We start from the raw sequence: 13256 nt of genomic DNA on the forward strand, positions 1-13256 counted from the left end.
ACTTTGCAGGGATTCGCATGGCCAGCGCACCACACGATCACGGAGACGACATTCTCTACCCGTCGGTCCGCGCATATGCCGCGACCGACACGTGGACGCTTGCAAGACAATTGATTCAAATGGGGGGATTTCGCGCCGCGCTGGCGCAGTATTGCGAAGCGATGACGCGGCCGCCGGCCGTGCCCTGGCCGGTGAACAAGGTGTTCGCCCAGAAGCTGCGCTACATCGTCTGCTTCACCCTGATCGGAAATTACGCGCGCTGGCGCCGCGTCGGCGGTGAGCCACCCACGCTGACTGCCCTGCAACGGACGGCGCCGGCAAGCGCCCGGCAGATCGCCGGGTTCGTCAATGCGCTCCGGCACGGCGGCTATGTCGTCGCCGAACGGCATGCCAGCGACCGGCGCGCCATCTGCTTGCGGCCATCCTCCGCGCTGTTGCGGGAGATCGCGCGCTCGCCGTTGGCGTTCCTCGATGCGGCCGAACGCATCCTTCCGCCGGCAGCGCAGATCGCCGCCGACGTCAGTGGCGACGACGATCGGCTCGCCGACTGGATCCGTCTGTCCGTCGAACGATTCCAGGCGAACGACATCCTGTTCGCCCCCTTTGCCACTATCGTCCATTTCACCGAGCACGATTGCGGATATCCGCTGCTGGCCGCCGTGATGGGCGCGCATTACGCCGCGCTCTCGCCGCACGCGCCACCGGCGCTGTCCCTGACATATTCCGTGCTGGCCGAGCGGTTTCAGGTCTCCCGCCAGCATATCGGCAATCTGCTGACCGAGGCGGAGCGGCGCGGATGGTTCACGGTGGCGCATAGAGGCCGCTCGGTTGCCGTCTCGGACGAACTGGTGCGCGAGTTCGAGACATGGGCAGCGGGCCAGATGGCCCATTACCGGATCATCGCCGCCTCAGCCGGCATGCCGAAGTGATTCTGCAGGATCCTACTGCTGGGATTGCGGCGCGATCCCGCCGGTTTCGGCGATCAATTCGAACGATCGCAGCCGCTTCTGGTGATCGTAGACGTCGGACACGATCATCAATTCGTCGGCGCCGGTCTCCGCGACCAGCGCGTCGATGCCGGCACGCACCGTCTCGGGCGAGCCGATGATGGAGCGGGCGAGCATCCGCATCGCCTGGACTTTCTCGGATGGCGACCAGTAGGTCTCGATGTCGTCGATCGGCGGCTGGCTGAGGCCGCGCGCGCCGCGGAAGATGTTGGTGAACGACATCTGCTGCGTGGTGGCAAGCCGCCGCGCTTCCGCGTCGGTGTCGGCGGCGATGATGTTGACGCCGACCATGGTGTAGGGATGCTGGAGCTGCTCCGACGGCTTGAAGCGCGCGCGATAGATCTGCAGCGCCTGGATCAGGAGCTCGGGGGCAAAGTGCGAGGCGAAGGCGTAGGGCAGGCCGAGCTCGCCGGCCAGCATCGCGCCGAAATTGCTCGATCCGAGAATCCACAGCGGCACGTCGGTGCCGGCGGCCGGCACCGCCTGGATGCGCTGGTTGGGACCGGCCGCCGCGAGGAAGGCCTGCACCTCGAGCACGTCCTGCGGAAAGTTCTCGGCGGATTCCGGCGTCCGGCGCAGCGCGCGCAGGGTGAGCTGGTCGGTGCCCGGCGCACGGCCGAGGCCGAGGTCGATCCGGTCCGGAAACAGCCGCGCCAGCGTGCCGAACTGCTCGGCGATGACGTAGGGCGCATGGTTCGGCAGCATGATGCCACCGGCGCCGACCCGGATGGTCTTCGTTCCCGCCGCGATATGCCCGATCACCACCGACGTCGCGGCGCTCGCGATGCCTGCCATGTTGTGATGCTCCGCCACCCAGATGCGGCGATAGCCGAGCGCCTCGGCATGGCGAGCGACATCGCGCGCATTGAAAAGCGCGCCGCGCGCGTCGGTCTCTTCGGTGACGCGGACGAGGTCAAGGATGGAGAGGGCGGCCACGGCGACTCCGGAATGCTGGGGACGGGGAGCCGATGGTATTTGGCTGTGTCCAGGTGGATGCGAAACGGCGCGGGCGGCCGGTTCATGCAGATGCATATGGATACTGTCCGCGTGCCGGTCAATCTGCCGGATGCGACCGAGGTATTGATACCGACGAAGCAAGCCAGCAGTCCCAAAATATCGAAAACAACCCCATGCAAAGGAGCAGGTTGCCGCCGGCACCCGGAAAAGCGACTTGACGCGTCGGGCAAATCAGCGATACATTTCCATTATTCCGAAATAGTGCGGACGCCCGCCGTTCGCCGGCCACCGCCGGCGAAGCGTCGCGTCACGCCCCAGACAATTGCGGAGGTGGCCGCGGTCGCGATCAGATGCTTCAGGGTGTGGCCGCTGACGAACTGAAGCGTGTTTGCGATCTGATGGTCAAGCACCTCAGTGACCTTGGCCAGCACATACAGCACCATCGCAGTGGCGAAGGCGATGCGGTCGGCGCGCGGCGCGCGATGAATCGATTGCCAGAGCGGGATCAGGATGAGCGGGAGCACCTGCAGCAATAGATACGGTCGCAGGTCGCCCGCGCCGTGCCTGTCGGTCGTGACCCACCATGCGACGCTGGCGGCGGCGTAAAGCGCGAGGGCGATCGCCTCGATGTTCGTCTTCGCTTCCGGTTGCGTGTCGCCGCGGACGCCGATGAGAAGGCCGGCGCCGGCCAGCGCGATCGGCAGCATGTCCCAGGTCAGCCGGTCGTTGCCGGGAGCAAGGTGAAAGAACGCGGAGCCGAACGCGGTCAGCAACAGCCCGATCAGGAACAGGCGATAGCCCGGCCATCCGGCGCGGAGCCGGTCGCTGTCGCGGTGGGGCCGCAGCGCTAGCCAGCCAGAGATCGCGACCAGGGCGAAGCCGATGTTGGACAGCACGTCGCCTGCGTGGGGGAGGCCGAAGACGGCCGAGTGGTCGGCGAAATCATTGTAGTGGGGCGGCTGCGCGATACGCCCGTGCACCGCGAATGCCGCAATGATTCCGATCGTGATGATCGTCGGGGCGAATTTCATCCACGGTTTCACGGGCCGATCGGGCCCGGTCAATCCGTCCATCCGGAAGGTCGTTTGCATCGTCGGCTCCAAGAAGAATGAACAATGTTCAATAATGACCAGAGGAATGAGCAATGTTCAAGTTCTATTTCGGAAGGGGCTTCAGACCATCCCTGAGGGGCGAGGTAGGCCCATCTGAGCCCCCGGCAATGGCCGCTTCGTTGCAGCGGCTTTTGCGATCTCAGCCGGAGCGGCGTGCGGAAGGATTGCGCGCCGCGGCCGGCGCTCCACATCTTGGTGGATTGAGTGGCTGATCGTGCAGGTCGTGGGGCTGTCGAAAGGCAACCGATGAGGCTGGCGGATTTCGTCCCTAAAGCAAAACGGTCCTTCGCCGATGCCGTCACGTGGGCGGTGGCTTACGTTTGTGCCGAGGCGTTTGGGTGGGCCGGCGGTTTTCTGATCGTGTTGGCGGGAAGCTTCAGTATCTACGCTGGCCTGGCCGTACTTTTATGTCTTGCGCTGTTTGTCACGCTGATTGTGCGGCGAGAACTCAAACTGGACATCAGAGCCCTCGATGATCCCGGCGACAATCCCCGTGCGAACCGATTGGTCGGCAATGCATCCGCCAGCGCCTCAATCGGAACGCATCGGCGCGCGCTTCGCTCGAACAGTCGTATGACCCGCGCGCTCGACGCGTTGGAAGATATGGCAGTTCGATTTGCGATCGAATTTTCCAAATCCGTCGCAATCATCATCGCCCTGACGCTGGGGATGGGCTTTGTCGCTGAAGTGGTTGCGTTCGTTCTGTCCGACCGGGATGTCAGTGGTGCCTTCGGTTCTGGTCTGGCCGGAGTTGCCGGCGGCGTGTTTGGCTTGGTCCTCGCCATCGTGATCGTGCTCAGGCGCATTGCCGATATCGAAGACTGATCGGGCGCTTCCGGCGTTTGCGCCATAACAAAGGGGCGGCTTGCGCGCATCGCGTCTTGGCGAAGCGCCACATGCCGAAAATGTGCTGATCGGCGGCTTACGCCCGCGTCCGATCCACCCTACCTTCGCTGAGCACAGCCTTAACCGATCCGATCCGGAGCGAGACCCATTCCTCAACTCATCTTTGGCCTGACCAGCCTGCTGATCCTGGCCCGCTTCATCTGGCCGCTCGACTGGCCGCTCCCGGCAAAGATCGTCGCAGCGTTGCTGGTGCTGGCCGCCTTGCAGTTTCACCGCTGGAACAGGTGGTCGTCGGGATCGGAATTCTCGCCGGAGTTTCCGCGTCCGGTGGTCGTGCTCTTCAACTGGGCGTTCGGTGCGATCGTGCTGCTGGCGCTGCTGCAACTGGCGCTCGATGCTGGGCTATTGGTCGCAGCCCTGGTCCACGGCGGCTTCGTCGGTGCGCCCGACGGCGTCCGCTATGCACTTGCTGCGCTCGCGGCCGTTGCCGCCGCGATCGGCGTCCATCAGGCCATGCGCATTCCGCCGCTCAGGGATGTCGAAGTCGGCATAAGCGGGCTTCCGCGCCAGTTCGACGGTTATACCATCCTGCAACTGACCGATCTGCACATCAGCCGGCTGTTTCCTGCGCCGTGGGCGCGCGAGGTCGTCGCGCGATCGAACAAGCTCGGCGTGGACCTGATCGCGATCACCGGCGATCTGATCGACGGCACCATTGATGCGCGGCGCAACGACATCGCGCCGTTGCGGGATCTTGTGGCCGCCGACGGCGTCTACGTGATCTCGGGCAATCACGAATATATCTTCGGCTATGACGGGTGGATGGCGCACTACGAAGCGCTGGGCCTGCGCTCGCTCGAGAACGGGCACATCGTTCTCGAGCGCGGCGGCGGCCGTCTGGTGATCGCGGGGATTACCGACCGCGCGTCGCGCCACCGGGGGCATTCGATCCGCGACCTTGCCGCGGTTCTCGACGGCGCCCCCAAGGGCGCGCCCATCATCCTGCTCGACCATCAGCCGAGCGACGCCCGCAACGCCGCCGCGCTCGGCGTCGCCCTGCAACTCTCCGGACACACCCATGGCGGAATGATCCTGGGGATCGATCGCCTCGCCGCGCGCGCCAATGCCGGCTTCGTCTCGGGCCGCTACGACGTCGACGGGATGACGCTCTACGTCAACAACGGCACCGCGCTATGGCCGGGTTTTGCCTTGCGGCTCGGCCGCCCGTCCGAATTGACCCGGATCACGTTGCGGGTGGCGGACGGCGCGTGAGCCAGCAGCGAAAGTGAAGAGGCGCGCGATGAAGCATTCCGAAAGAGAAAGTCAGGCGCGAGGCTGCAGTTGCTCCCCATTGAAAATATGAAGCATCCCTGCAAATCCCGGATGATCGGCCTCCACGACGTAACGCACTGCACCGGCGCGAGTCGTAAAAACTGAAACGATAATGCCGGGATACTCATAACCGGCACGCTTCCTGACAAGATCGCCGACTTTGAAAGACTGGGACATTGTTCCTCGTAAAGTTGCGAGCGGCCGTTGCTGAATCACCCAAGTAAGCTGCCATGATAGCAGGTCACAACGGCATGTCCCGGGCATCAAAGGTCAGCAGCGGGTCATTTCCGACGGCAGGTGAGACGCCGCGGAGCGCGCGCGGCTTAAGACATTGGTCATCTCTTTGCTTTCATTTTCACGACCTCATTCAGCAGGAGGCACCATGTCCGACATCACCATTCCCGGCGGAAAAATTCGTTCCTTCGTCGAGCGGATCGAGAACCTTGACACTGAAATGGCGGAACTGAGCGAGCAGAAGAAGGAAGTCTTCTCGGAGGCGAAGGGCGAAGGTTTCGACGTGAGGATCCTCAAGGAGATCATCAAGCTGCGCAAGCAGGACCAGGACGAGCGCGACGAGCGTGAAAGCTTGCTCGATCTCTACATGCGCGCCATGGAAACCGCGCCGGCAGAAGACAAGACTGCGAAAGCGGCCTGATGTCCGCGGAGGCAGTGGGGCGGGTTGGCGACGTGCCCGCGGTAGCTCATTGAGCGAAGGCGGAAGCGCAACCCGCCGCGACCGCTGCCAGCGAAGCGGCGGATTACGCCGGAGCCTGTCATCGGGCCGCGCTACGCGCGGACCCGGTAGGCTCTCCGCCCAGCGCTTGCTTTGAAGGCTGCAAGTCCGCTTTCGGAAGGTGAGCCGACCTGGGCAAGGCGGGCCGCCCCGGACCGAAAGCGGATATGAGCGGCGATTGCTGCTGTGCAAACGCAGCGCTGAATCCCATTTCGCCGGTCGCATTTCCCTGCTCTAATCAGGCTCGTTGCAAACCGCTGGCGTGGTTCTGAGCCACAGCCAATGCGGCGACTTTGATTGCTCGGCGCAAATTATACTTTAGGGAGATCAGTCATGAGAACCTTACTAGCGAGTGCCGGTTTAGCGCTGTTGTTGGCCTTGGCAACGGAACCAAGCGTCAGCGCTCAGGAGGCTCCTGAATATTTGAAGCAGACACTTCCTGAGCAGGTCCTGAAGCCGCATTGGGACGAACAGCTGGCTGTGATGAATCCCAAGGGAGCTTTGGACGCGAAAACCAAGCAACTCATTGCGCTCGGTGTGGCAGCACAAATTCCGTGCGTCTATTGCGTTTACGGTCACACCAAATTGGCGAAAGCCGCTGGTGCGACCGATGCTCAAATCAAGGAGGCCGTTGCAACCGCCGCGCTGGTCCGTTTCAACAGCACGATGCTGCAAGGCGCGGGTTACGACCTTCAGAAACTCCAACAGGAAGTCGATAGACTGACCGCATCGAAATAGCCTTGGCAAGTCGCCCGCATGAGCGAAGTGATATGCGGGATTGACCTTGCGACGTGCGCGTCGCTGCCGGATATCGCGGAGCCCGTCATCGGGCGCGCGTTCGCGCGACCCATTGGCTGATCCGCCTTACGCGTGATGAGCAGCCCCGCCAGATAGCCGCTGCATCGTTTGCTTGATCTCATTTCGGACGCTTTTGTGCGGCGATGGTTGTCGAAAGACGCGGGCAGGGTGATTTGGACGTGGTAATGCTTTCGCGAAGGCTTGTCATTGCTGCGGCCATGCTCGTGCTCGGGACCTTGTCGGCCCGCGCGCAGCAAGGCACCGAGTATGATGCGTGCAGGGGTGTCGACGAAGATGCTCGATTGCGGCAAGGCCGAAATCGACAAGTGGGACACCAGGCTCAACAGCGCCTATCAGGTTCTTCTCGCCAAGTCGAAGGGCGAGGCGCACGCGCAATTGCAGACCGAGCAGCGGGCCTGGCTGAAGCATCATCTCAGCGAAACCCATCGCCTCGCCGCCGACCCCGACAACGGGTCCGTCGCGTTCCTCGACTCCCAGGCGTTCGAATTGAAGGACATCACCGACCGCACGCTGCTTCTTGAAAGGCGTGCCAACCAGTAGCCCGCATGAGCCATCGGGCGCGCGTTCGCGCGACCCGTTGGCTCATCCGGGCTACACGAGGATAGCGAGTAGGGCGGGTCCGTGAAGCGTAACCTGCCGACCGGATTGCAGAGAGTGGCGGATTACGCCTAGCACCTTCATTCGTCGCACGACGGCGGAGGTGGTCGGCTGATCCGCCTCGCGTGCGGTGCTTGGCAATCTATGGCGAGAATAATACCATGCTCCCTGAAAGGCGAACTGCAGCGCAATTATTCCAGGAGTGCTGCGACCCGTAGCGCGTTCCGACCAAGGCAATCCGCGATCTCAGAACAAACCTACCGCGCAGGGCCACACCCGAGGCGTGCCGGTCGCGTGACGCATGTTGACCGCGAGCCACGCGGTCCGTATTGGCGGGCTCGGAAAATTCCGATGCAACGATACAGGATAGCCTCGATGCAAGTGACTTTGATGAAGGGCAAGATTCATCGTGCGCGCGTCACCGAAGCGGACTTGCATTACGAGGGATCGATCTCGATCGACCGCAACCTGATCGAGGCCGCCGGCTTCCTGATCAACGAGCGCGTCGACATCTACAACATCGACACCGGCGCGCGGTTCTCGACCTATGTGATCGAGGCGCCCGCGGGCTCCGGCACCATCGGCCTCAACGGCGCCGCCGCGCGCCTCGCCATGGCCGGCGACAAGGTGATCATCGTCGCCTATGCCGGCTTCGATGCCGAGGAGGCGCGCAGGTTTCGGCCACGCGTGGTGATCGTGGACGAGAAGAACCGGCGGGTGGAGGCGGGTGGTGTGTCGTCTGGTGTTGTGTTGGCTGAGGCGTAGGTCAAGCTCGCCGCGTCGTTCAACCGCGTAGGGCGGGTTGGCGAAGCTGCCTAGTCTACCGGACGAAGGGATTTCTTGTCCGTCGTCTGTCCAAGCGCGTTTACAGCTTGCTGAACGCAATCCGGGAGCGGCTTAGCCTTCCTTAGAAGCGCTGTTTCGTTAAATCGAATTTGGGCCGCCTGATCACTAACCTTGCAGCATTCAGCCAACTGACGCGCGCTTTCGAACTGAATCGCGATATGATCGGGTACCAGAAATAGCGATGCGAACTTTCTGGCTTGCCACTCGGCGCTCTCAAATATCCGGATCGGTGTGGCTGACCTTCTGACGCTCTCTGACCGAAGTTTTGCGGCTCCAGGGTGCATCACAAGATGCCCTAATTCATGGGCAAAAGTCATTCGACTCCGACCATCGTGACGCTGTGCAAGTGCGTAGACCGATCCGCGGACCGCAATGTGCGGTGGGTCGAATTCCGTGTAGGCCTCTGCGTCCCCCATTTCGTCGTCAGTGCGTACCACCAACGCAAAGTTCTTCACGATCTTTGGTAGACTTACTTCGAGCAATCTAATCAGGTCGGGTGCCCATTGATCGTGAGCGTCATGCGGAGACCACGCGCTGAGGGTTGATCTGGTCGGCTAGGAAGATCTCGCGGAATGGTGTGTCGCGAGGTCACAATGTCAAAGGATAGTCGTAAGGATAGCGATAAGGATAGGCATATGCCTATCCTCGAACACGGCGCCGACACGCTGCAGCGTGTCGAGATCATCACCGGGACGGGCCGACGTCGGCGCTGGTCGACCGATGCGAAGGCGGCGATTGTTGCGGAGAGTTTTGCGCCGGGTGCAAGCGTGTCCGCAGTGGCGCGGCGACACGACATCAGTCCAAGCCTGTTGTTTCTCTGGCGTCGCCAGGCTACGCGGGCGCAGGTCGCGGAGCGCGGGGACAGAGGCATGCCACCTGGCTTTGTGCCGGTCGCGATCACCGGCTGTGGGCGCCCGAGTGAGGAGCAGGCGGCGATCGAGATCGAGGTCGGCGCGATTCGCATCCGTGTCAGGGGGACAGTGGACCGGGAGGCACTGTGCGAGGTGCTGGCGGCGGTCGGGACGGTTGGTCGATGATCGGGCTTCGAGCTGGGTTGTCGATCTGGATTGCGACGCAGCCGGTCGATTTCCGCCGCGGCATGGACTCGCTGGCGATGCTGGTGAGCGAGGCCTTTGGAGCCGATCCGTTCGACGGCGGACTTTATGTCTTCCGCTCCAAGCGCCGAGATCGCGTGAAGATCCTGACTTGGGATGGAAGCGGCCTTGTCCTTTACTACAAAAGAATCGAGGGGCAGTTCACCTGGCCGCCGATCAAGGAAGGCGTCATGTCGCTATCTCATGCTCAGCTCTCGGTGCTGCTCGATGGCTCGGACTGGAAGCGTGTGCCGATGCGAGTTGTGGATCAGCCGATGCGAGCTGGTTGATCATTATCAAGAGTCGTTCGTCACTCATGCGGAGTTGTTGTAGAATCGCTCTGCATGAGTGATTTGCCTTCCGATCCAGCATTGCTCCGACAAGCCGTGATGACGCTATCGTCACGGCTTGCGGCGTTGTCGGAGGAATGCAGCACGCTGGCGACCGAGCGTGATGCAGCGATCGCCCAACGCGACGCTGCGATCCAGGAGAACGACAAGCTCCTGATGATCCTGTCCCAGTACAAGCGCACGATCTTCGGTCCGCGCTCCGAGACACTGGATATCGGACAGCTGTCTCTCTTCACCATCAGGGCACAGGCGGTTCGTGCCGCCGCCAACGACGACGTGACCGGAGGCAGGCTGCCTGACGGAGCGGAGGGCCGTGGAAAGCGACCGGCGCGACGCAACCGGGGGAAGCTTCCGGAGCATTTGCCGCGCATCGATGTCGTGATCGATATCGAGAGCCACATCTGCCCTTGCTGCGGCGAGCAGCTGCACAAGATCGGGGAGACCGTCAAGGAAGCCTTCGACGTCATTCCGATGCAGTACCGGGTCAAGCGCATCATGCGTCCACGGTACGGCTGCCGGGGATGCCGCCAGGGTGTTCTGCAGGCACCCGCGCCGGCCCAGGCGATCGACGGTGGAATGGTGACGGAAGCCTTGCTGGCCCACGTCGCGGTGATGAAATACGGCTACCAGCTGCCGCTGTATCGCCAGGAACAGATGTTTGCCGCCCAAGGCATCACGCTCGACCGGCAAACGCTGGCCTCGTGGATGGGCCGCGTCGCCTGGTGGCTGAAGCCGCTTCACGCGCTGTTGCGCCGCGCAGTGATGTCCTACCCGCGGCTGTTTGCCGACGAGACGCCGCTGCCAGTTCTCGATCCCGGCCGTGGCAGAACCAAAGTCTGCCAGTTCTGGGCGATCGCCACCGACGACCGCCCGTGGGGCGGCCCGGCGCCGCCGGCAGTAGTCTACGTGTTCGCCGAGGATCGCAAGGCAATCCGCGCCAGGCAGCTGTTTGGAGACTACGACGGCATCCTGCAGGTCGACGGCTACGCCGGGTACAAGGGGCTGATTAAAAACGGCGGCCGTCTGGTGCAACTGGCGTTCTGCTTCGCGCATGCGCGGCGGAAGTTCTGGGACGTCCACATCGCGACGAAATCGCCGATTGCCGCGGAAGCGCTGCAGCGGATCGCGATGTTCTACGCCATTGAGGATCGCATTCGCGGTTTGCCGGCGACGCAGCGAGCTGCGGTGCGACAATCCGACACCAGACCGCTGATCGAGGACTTCAAGCCCTGGCTCGAGGCGCGACTGCTGGAAGTCTCAAAGAAATCCGGCCTTGGCAAGGCGATCCGCTACACCCTCAACCATTGGGATGGCCTGACGCGATTCATCGATGATGGGCGCATCGAGATCGACAGCAATACGGTCGAACGCAGCATCAAGCCGATCGGGCTGGGAAAGAAAAACTATCTGTTCGCAGGCAGTGAGGGCGGCGCCGAAACCTGGGCCACTCTCGCATCACTCATCAACTCCGCAAAGCTTCACGACATCGACCCACGGCACTATCTTACTGATGTTCTCGAGCGCATCGTCTCCGGACGTACCAAGATCAATCAGCTGAACACGCTGCTGCCGTGGAATTGGAAAGCCGAGCGCGATGGTTCGGAGCCAAAGCTCGCCGCTTGATCAGTTCGACGGCACGGCGTCGGGAACTTCCTGCGCATCGCTGGCGTCGTCGTAGATCTCTTCGCGGATCACGCGCAGCGTTACCTCGTGCAGATACACTTGCAGAGCACCCTCCAGCTCGGTGAACTCGGGCAGCAGGACTCTATCAACGAAGCCCCGTGACGCACGGACCATCACCGTGTTACGTCGCTGTCGGCGATAACGAAACGGCCGCAGCCCATATCGGCGGCAAAGCGCCAGAAACAGGTGCCGAGACCACTGGTCGGGAAGTGAGAATTGCTGTTCGATCGGTGGATCGTGGCGAGCAAGTTCCTCGACCCGGGCCCGCACCCGCTGCAGCGCGGCTTCCGCTGCAAGGCGCTCACCAGCAGTTCCGGCCCCCACGAACAACGCCTCGATCTTCCGAAGCTTCTCGCGCAGCTGCGACTCGCTGGTCATTCTGATCCCCGTTGCCCGCTCCGAACCGGGATCAACCCATCACCGCGCGCCGGCGGCGTCAATCATCCCGACCGCGCTATCCAGAGCATTCCGCGCAAGTCAAGCCCTGGCACCCGTGATCCTCTCGTGACGCTCACCATTGATCGGGGACTCCGAGCGCCTCGCGCCATGCTAAGGCAGTTGCCGCGATCTGTAGGGCAGATCGAGGAGGTACTTTGTGGTCATCGTTCATTTCGAGCCCCACTGTCAGGCGGCCTGTTGAACGCCCGGATTTCTTCCGGGTTCATTTTGCTGATCTTTCTAAAAAGCCGCATGGAGCGGCCATGCTCTCCCAAGCTCTTTACGCGGTTTAACTCAACGACGTTCGAGCGGATCTTCTTCTTTAGTTCTTGAAAGTCTTCGTCATCCAGCTTCATCCAAATACGGAAGCCTTCTAGATATTTCTCGGACGGGGTCCGCGAGCCGCACTCAATCAATGAAATCTCATTGACGGAGCAGCCGATATGTTTTGCCTGATCACCCATGGTGAGACCGCGAGAAATGCGCAAGTCCCTGCAGCGCTGCCCGAATCGACTGAGGACGGATGTCATGGGAAGCTCCCGACCCTAGAATGATCTAATGACTATCTCTTTAGATACTCGCTCAATGAACTTGCATGCTCGCGATCGAGAAGGGTTTCTAGCTTCATGTCGCCTCGACGCCCCTTCGCAAAGCTGTCACCGTATGTCTCGCGCAAGGAGTCAACGCGCGTATTGCCGTTCTTGTGGCGAATCTGTCCGTCCGCGTCGCGGTGACGTCCATCTAAGCCCGGTTGCCTGGCCATCAATGCCTCCTGTTGGTTAGCTTCCAGCAATCGTGCCGCAGGTGTCACAGCTCAGGTAGATTCCCTTGCGCAACAGAGTGAAGTTGCCACAGGAGGCACAGATCTCGCCTTCGTAGAAGGGATTCAGGGTAATCTTCACGGCCATAGCTTCACGCAGGCGCTTATCCGCCACGTCATCGTCAACTACACACAAGCCGGCGATGACCTCAATGTCTTTGAACTTCAGTGCGACATGATCCGGCACCAGGAAGTAGCCCGCGAAGACGTTCGCCTGCCATTCGCCGGACTCTTCATCCTGTAGGTATTTGAGTTGCGCTGCCTCTTCGTCGGAGAAGGCAGCTGCAAACTCGTCATGGAGCACAATATGCCCGATCTCGTGCGCCACGATGTATCGGGCATAGCCTTTACCTAGGTTTGCATCCTCCCACACCTTCTTGTCGACGTGAAGGGTGAGAGGTTTGAATGTAACGTACGCGGGATCGTCACCGCCATCACTGCGTTCGTATATATCCAGCTCTAGCGGTCGACCCTTAGTGCTGGAGTGTTCGCAAAGTTGGCGGAGCACGAAATCACAGATGTTGAAGGAGTGGCCGCTCTTGGGTGCAATCCTCCACCAAGCCATCGCAATTTCTGCGATGGTCTCCCGCGATTTAATGCGGACTCGGTGATCTCGTGCCAC

Annotated in this window: 17 protein-coding genes; 10 read left to right on the top strand and 7 right to left on the bottom strand. The window is 61.8% G+C overall.

From position 1 onward, the window contains the following. Positions 1-17: 17 nt before the first annotated feature. Positions 18-929 carry a MarR family transcriptional regulator gene (locus HU230_RS10875; RefSeq protein WP_176531678.1) on the top strand — a complete coding sequence of 304 codons (912 nt, stop codon included), beginning with the start codon at positions 18-20 and terminating at the stop codon, positions 927-929. A gap of 12 nt (positions 930-941) precedes the next feature. On the opposite strand, the gene HU230_RS10880 is transcribed toward HU230_RS10875, so the two are convergent. After that, complete coding sequence (locus tag HU230_RS10880; protein WP_176531677.1) at positions 942-1943, bottom strand: LLM class flavin-dependent oxidoreductase; 1002 nt, start codon at positions 1941-1943, stop codon at positions 942-944. A 269-nt stretch (positions 1944-2212) separates the two neighbouring features. Further along, positions 2213-3109: an alkaline phytoceramidase gene (locus HU230_RS10885; RefSeq protein WP_176531676.1), complete on the bottom strand. Its 897-nt coding sequence runs from the start codon at positions 3107-3109 to the stop codon at positions 2213-2215. 213 nt (positions 3110-3322) lie between these two features. Between HU230_RS10885 and HU230_RS10890 the strand changes: the two genes are divergently transcribed. Then, entirely contained in the window at positions 3323-3901 is a 579-nt protein-coding gene (locus tag HU230_RS10890) for a hypothetical protein (protein WP_176531675.1), read from the top strand. 168 nt (positions 3902-4069) lie between these two features. Beyond that, the gene (locus HU230_RS10895) at positions 4070-5194 is read left to right on the top strand and encodes a metallophosphoesterase (protein ID WP_176535065.1); all 1125 of its coding nucleotides are present in this window, start codon (positions 4070-4072) and stop codon (positions 5192-5194) included. Positions 5195-5245: 51 nt separating this feature from the next. Here the strand turns inward: HU230_RS10895 and HU230_RS10900 are convergent, their stop codons facing one another. Beyond that, on the bottom strand, positions 5246-5431 hold the full coding sequence (locus tag HU230_RS10900) for a hypothetical protein (protein WP_176531674.1): 186 nt from the start codon (positions 5429-5431) through the stop codon (positions 5246-5248). A 205-nt stretch (positions 5432-5636) separates the two neighbouring features. Between HU230_RS10900 and HU230_RS10905 the strand changes: the two genes are divergently transcribed. The 4 genes from HU230_RS10905 (at position 5637) to panD (ending at position 8168) form a co-directional block, all read left to right on the top strand. Then, entirely contained in the window at positions 5637-5909 is a 273-nt protein-coding gene (locus HU230_RS10905; protein WP_176531673.1) for a DUF2312 domain-containing protein, read from the top strand. A gap of 411 nt (positions 5910-6320) precedes the next feature. Next, positions 6321-6725 carry a carboxymuconolactone decarboxylase family protein gene (locus HU230_RS10910; protein ID WP_176531672.1) on the top strand — a complete coding sequence of 135 codons (405 nt, stop codon included), beginning with the start codon at positions 6321-6323 and terminating at the stop codon, positions 6723-6725. 342 nt (positions 6726-7067) lie between these two features. Next, complete coding sequence (locus tag HU230_RS10915; RefSeq protein WP_224943202.1) at positions 7068-7346, top strand: lysozyme inhibitor LprI family protein; 279 nt, start codon at positions 7068-7070, stop codon at positions 7344-7346. A gap of 432 nt (positions 7347-7778) precedes the next feature. Continuing rightward, complete coding sequence (gene panD / locus HU230_RS10920) at positions 7779-8168, top strand: aspartate 1-decarboxylase (protein WP_176531671.1); 390 nt, start codon at positions 7779-7781, stop codon at positions 8166-8168. Between the two features lie 50 nt (positions 8169-8218). On the opposite strand, the gene HU230_RS44045 is transcribed toward panD, so the two are convergent. Continuing rightward, positions 8219-8665, bottom strand: a complete 447-nt coding sequence (locus HU230_RS44045) for an ImmA/IrrE family metallo-endopeptidase (protein WP_224944139.1) — start codon at positions 8663-8665, stop codon at positions 8219-8221. Between the two features lie 219 nt (positions 8666-8884). Between HU230_RS44045 and tnpA the strand changes: the two genes are divergently transcribed. The 3 genes from tnpA (at position 8885) to tnpC (ending at position 11316) form a co-directional block, all read left to right on the top strand. Continuing rightward, positions 8885-9286 (top strand): IS66-like element accessory protein TnpA, encoded by a 402-nt coding sequence (tnpA, locus tag HU230_RS44050; protein WP_166202958.1) that lies wholly within the window; start codon positions 8885-8887, stop codon positions 9284-9286. Next, positions 9283-9633, top strand: a complete 351-nt coding sequence (tnpB, locus tag HU230_RS10930; protein ID WP_166202960.1) for an IS66 family insertion sequence element accessory protein TnpB — start codon at positions 9283-9285, stop codon at positions 9631-9633. The genes tnpA and tnpB overlap by 4 nt, the downstream gene beginning before the upstream one ends. Before the next feature lie 99 nt (positions 9634-9732). Continuing rightward, on the top strand, positions 9733-11316 hold the full coding sequence (tnpC, locus tag HU230_RS10935) for an IS66 family transposase (RefSeq protein ID WP_176535063.1): 1584 nt from the start codon (positions 9733-9735) through the stop codon (positions 11314-11316). On the opposite strand, the gene HU230_RS10940 is transcribed toward tnpC, so the two are convergent. The 3 genes from HU230_RS10940 to HU230_RS10950 all read right to left on the bottom strand — a co-directional run bounded on the left by HU230_RS10940 (position 11317) and on the right by HU230_RS10950 (position 13256). Next, positions 11317-11754 (bottom strand): hypothetical protein, encoded by a 438-nt coding sequence (locus tag HU230_RS10940; RefSeq protein ID WP_166202962.1) that lies wholly within the window; start codon positions 11752-11754, stop codon positions 11317-11319. 221 nt (positions 11755-11975) lie between these two features. Next, the gene (locus HU230_RS10945) at positions 11976-12344 is read right to left on the bottom strand and encodes a helix-turn-helix domain-containing protein (protein ID WP_176531669.1); all 369 of its coding nucleotides are present in this window, start codon (positions 12342-12344) and stop codon (positions 11976-11978) included. A 249-nt stretch (positions 12345-12593) separates the two neighbouring features. Next, entirely contained in the window at positions 12594-13256 is a 663-nt protein-coding gene (locus tag HU230_RS10950) for an ImmA/IrrE family metallo-endopeptidase (RefSeq protein ID WP_176531668.1), read from the bottom strand.

It is taken from the genome of Bradyrhizobium quebecense (genome assembly GCF_013373795.3).
In the GTDB taxonomy this organism is placed as follows: domain Bacteria; phylum Pseudomonadota; class Alphaproteobacteria; order Rhizobiales; family Xanthobacteraceae; genus Bradyrhizobium; species Bradyrhizobium quebecense.

Bases quoted from the DNA above. Each gene is read 5' to 3' on its own strand.
- tnpA (WP_166202958.1), top strand. From the start codon at position 8,885: ATGCCTATCCTCGAACACGGCGCCGACACGCTGCAGCGTGTCGAGATC.
- HU230_RS10900 (WP_176531674.1), bottom strand. From the start codon at position 5,431: ATGTCCCAGTCTTTCAAAGTCGGCGATCTTGTCAGGAAGCGTGCCGGT.
- panD (WP_176531671.1), top strand. From the start codon at position 7,779: ATGCAAGTGACTTTGATGAAGGGCAAGATTCATCGTGCGCGCGTCACC.
- HU230_RS44045 (WP_224944139.1), bottom strand. From the start codon at position 8,665: ATGGGGGACGCAGAGGCCTACACGGAATTCGACCCACCGCACATTGCG.
- tnpB (WP_166202960.1), top strand. From the start codon at position 9,283: ATGATCGGGCTTCGAGCTGGGTTGTCGATCTGGATTGCGACGCAGCCG.
- HU230_RS10905 (WP_176531673.1), top strand. From the start codon at position 5,637: ATGTCCGACATCACCATTCCCGGCGGAAAAATTCGTTCCTTCGTCGAG.
- HU230_RS10910 (WP_176531672.1), top strand. From the start codon at position 6,321: ATGAGAACCTTACTAGCGAGTGCCGGTTTAGCGCTGTTGTTGGCCTTG.
- HU230_RS10890 (WP_176531675.1), top strand. From the start codon at position 3,323: ATGAGGCTGGCGGATTTCGTCCCTAAAGCAAAACGGTCCTTCGCCGAT.
- HU230_RS10875 (WP_176531678.1), top strand. From the start codon at position 18: ATGGCCAGCGCACCACACGATCACGGAGACGACATTCTCTACCCGTCG.
- HU230_RS10945 (WP_176531669.1), bottom strand. From the start codon at position 12,344: ATGACATCCGTCCTCAGTCGATTCGGGCAGCGCTGCAGGGACTTGCGC.
- HU230_RS10940 (WP_166202962.1), bottom strand. From the start codon at position 11,754: ATGACCAGCGAGTCGCAGCTGCGCGAGAAGCTTCGGAAGATCGAGGCG.
- tnpC (WP_176535063.1), top strand. From the start codon at position 9,733: ATGACGCTATCGTCACGGCTTGCGGCGTTGTCGGAGGAATGCAGCACG.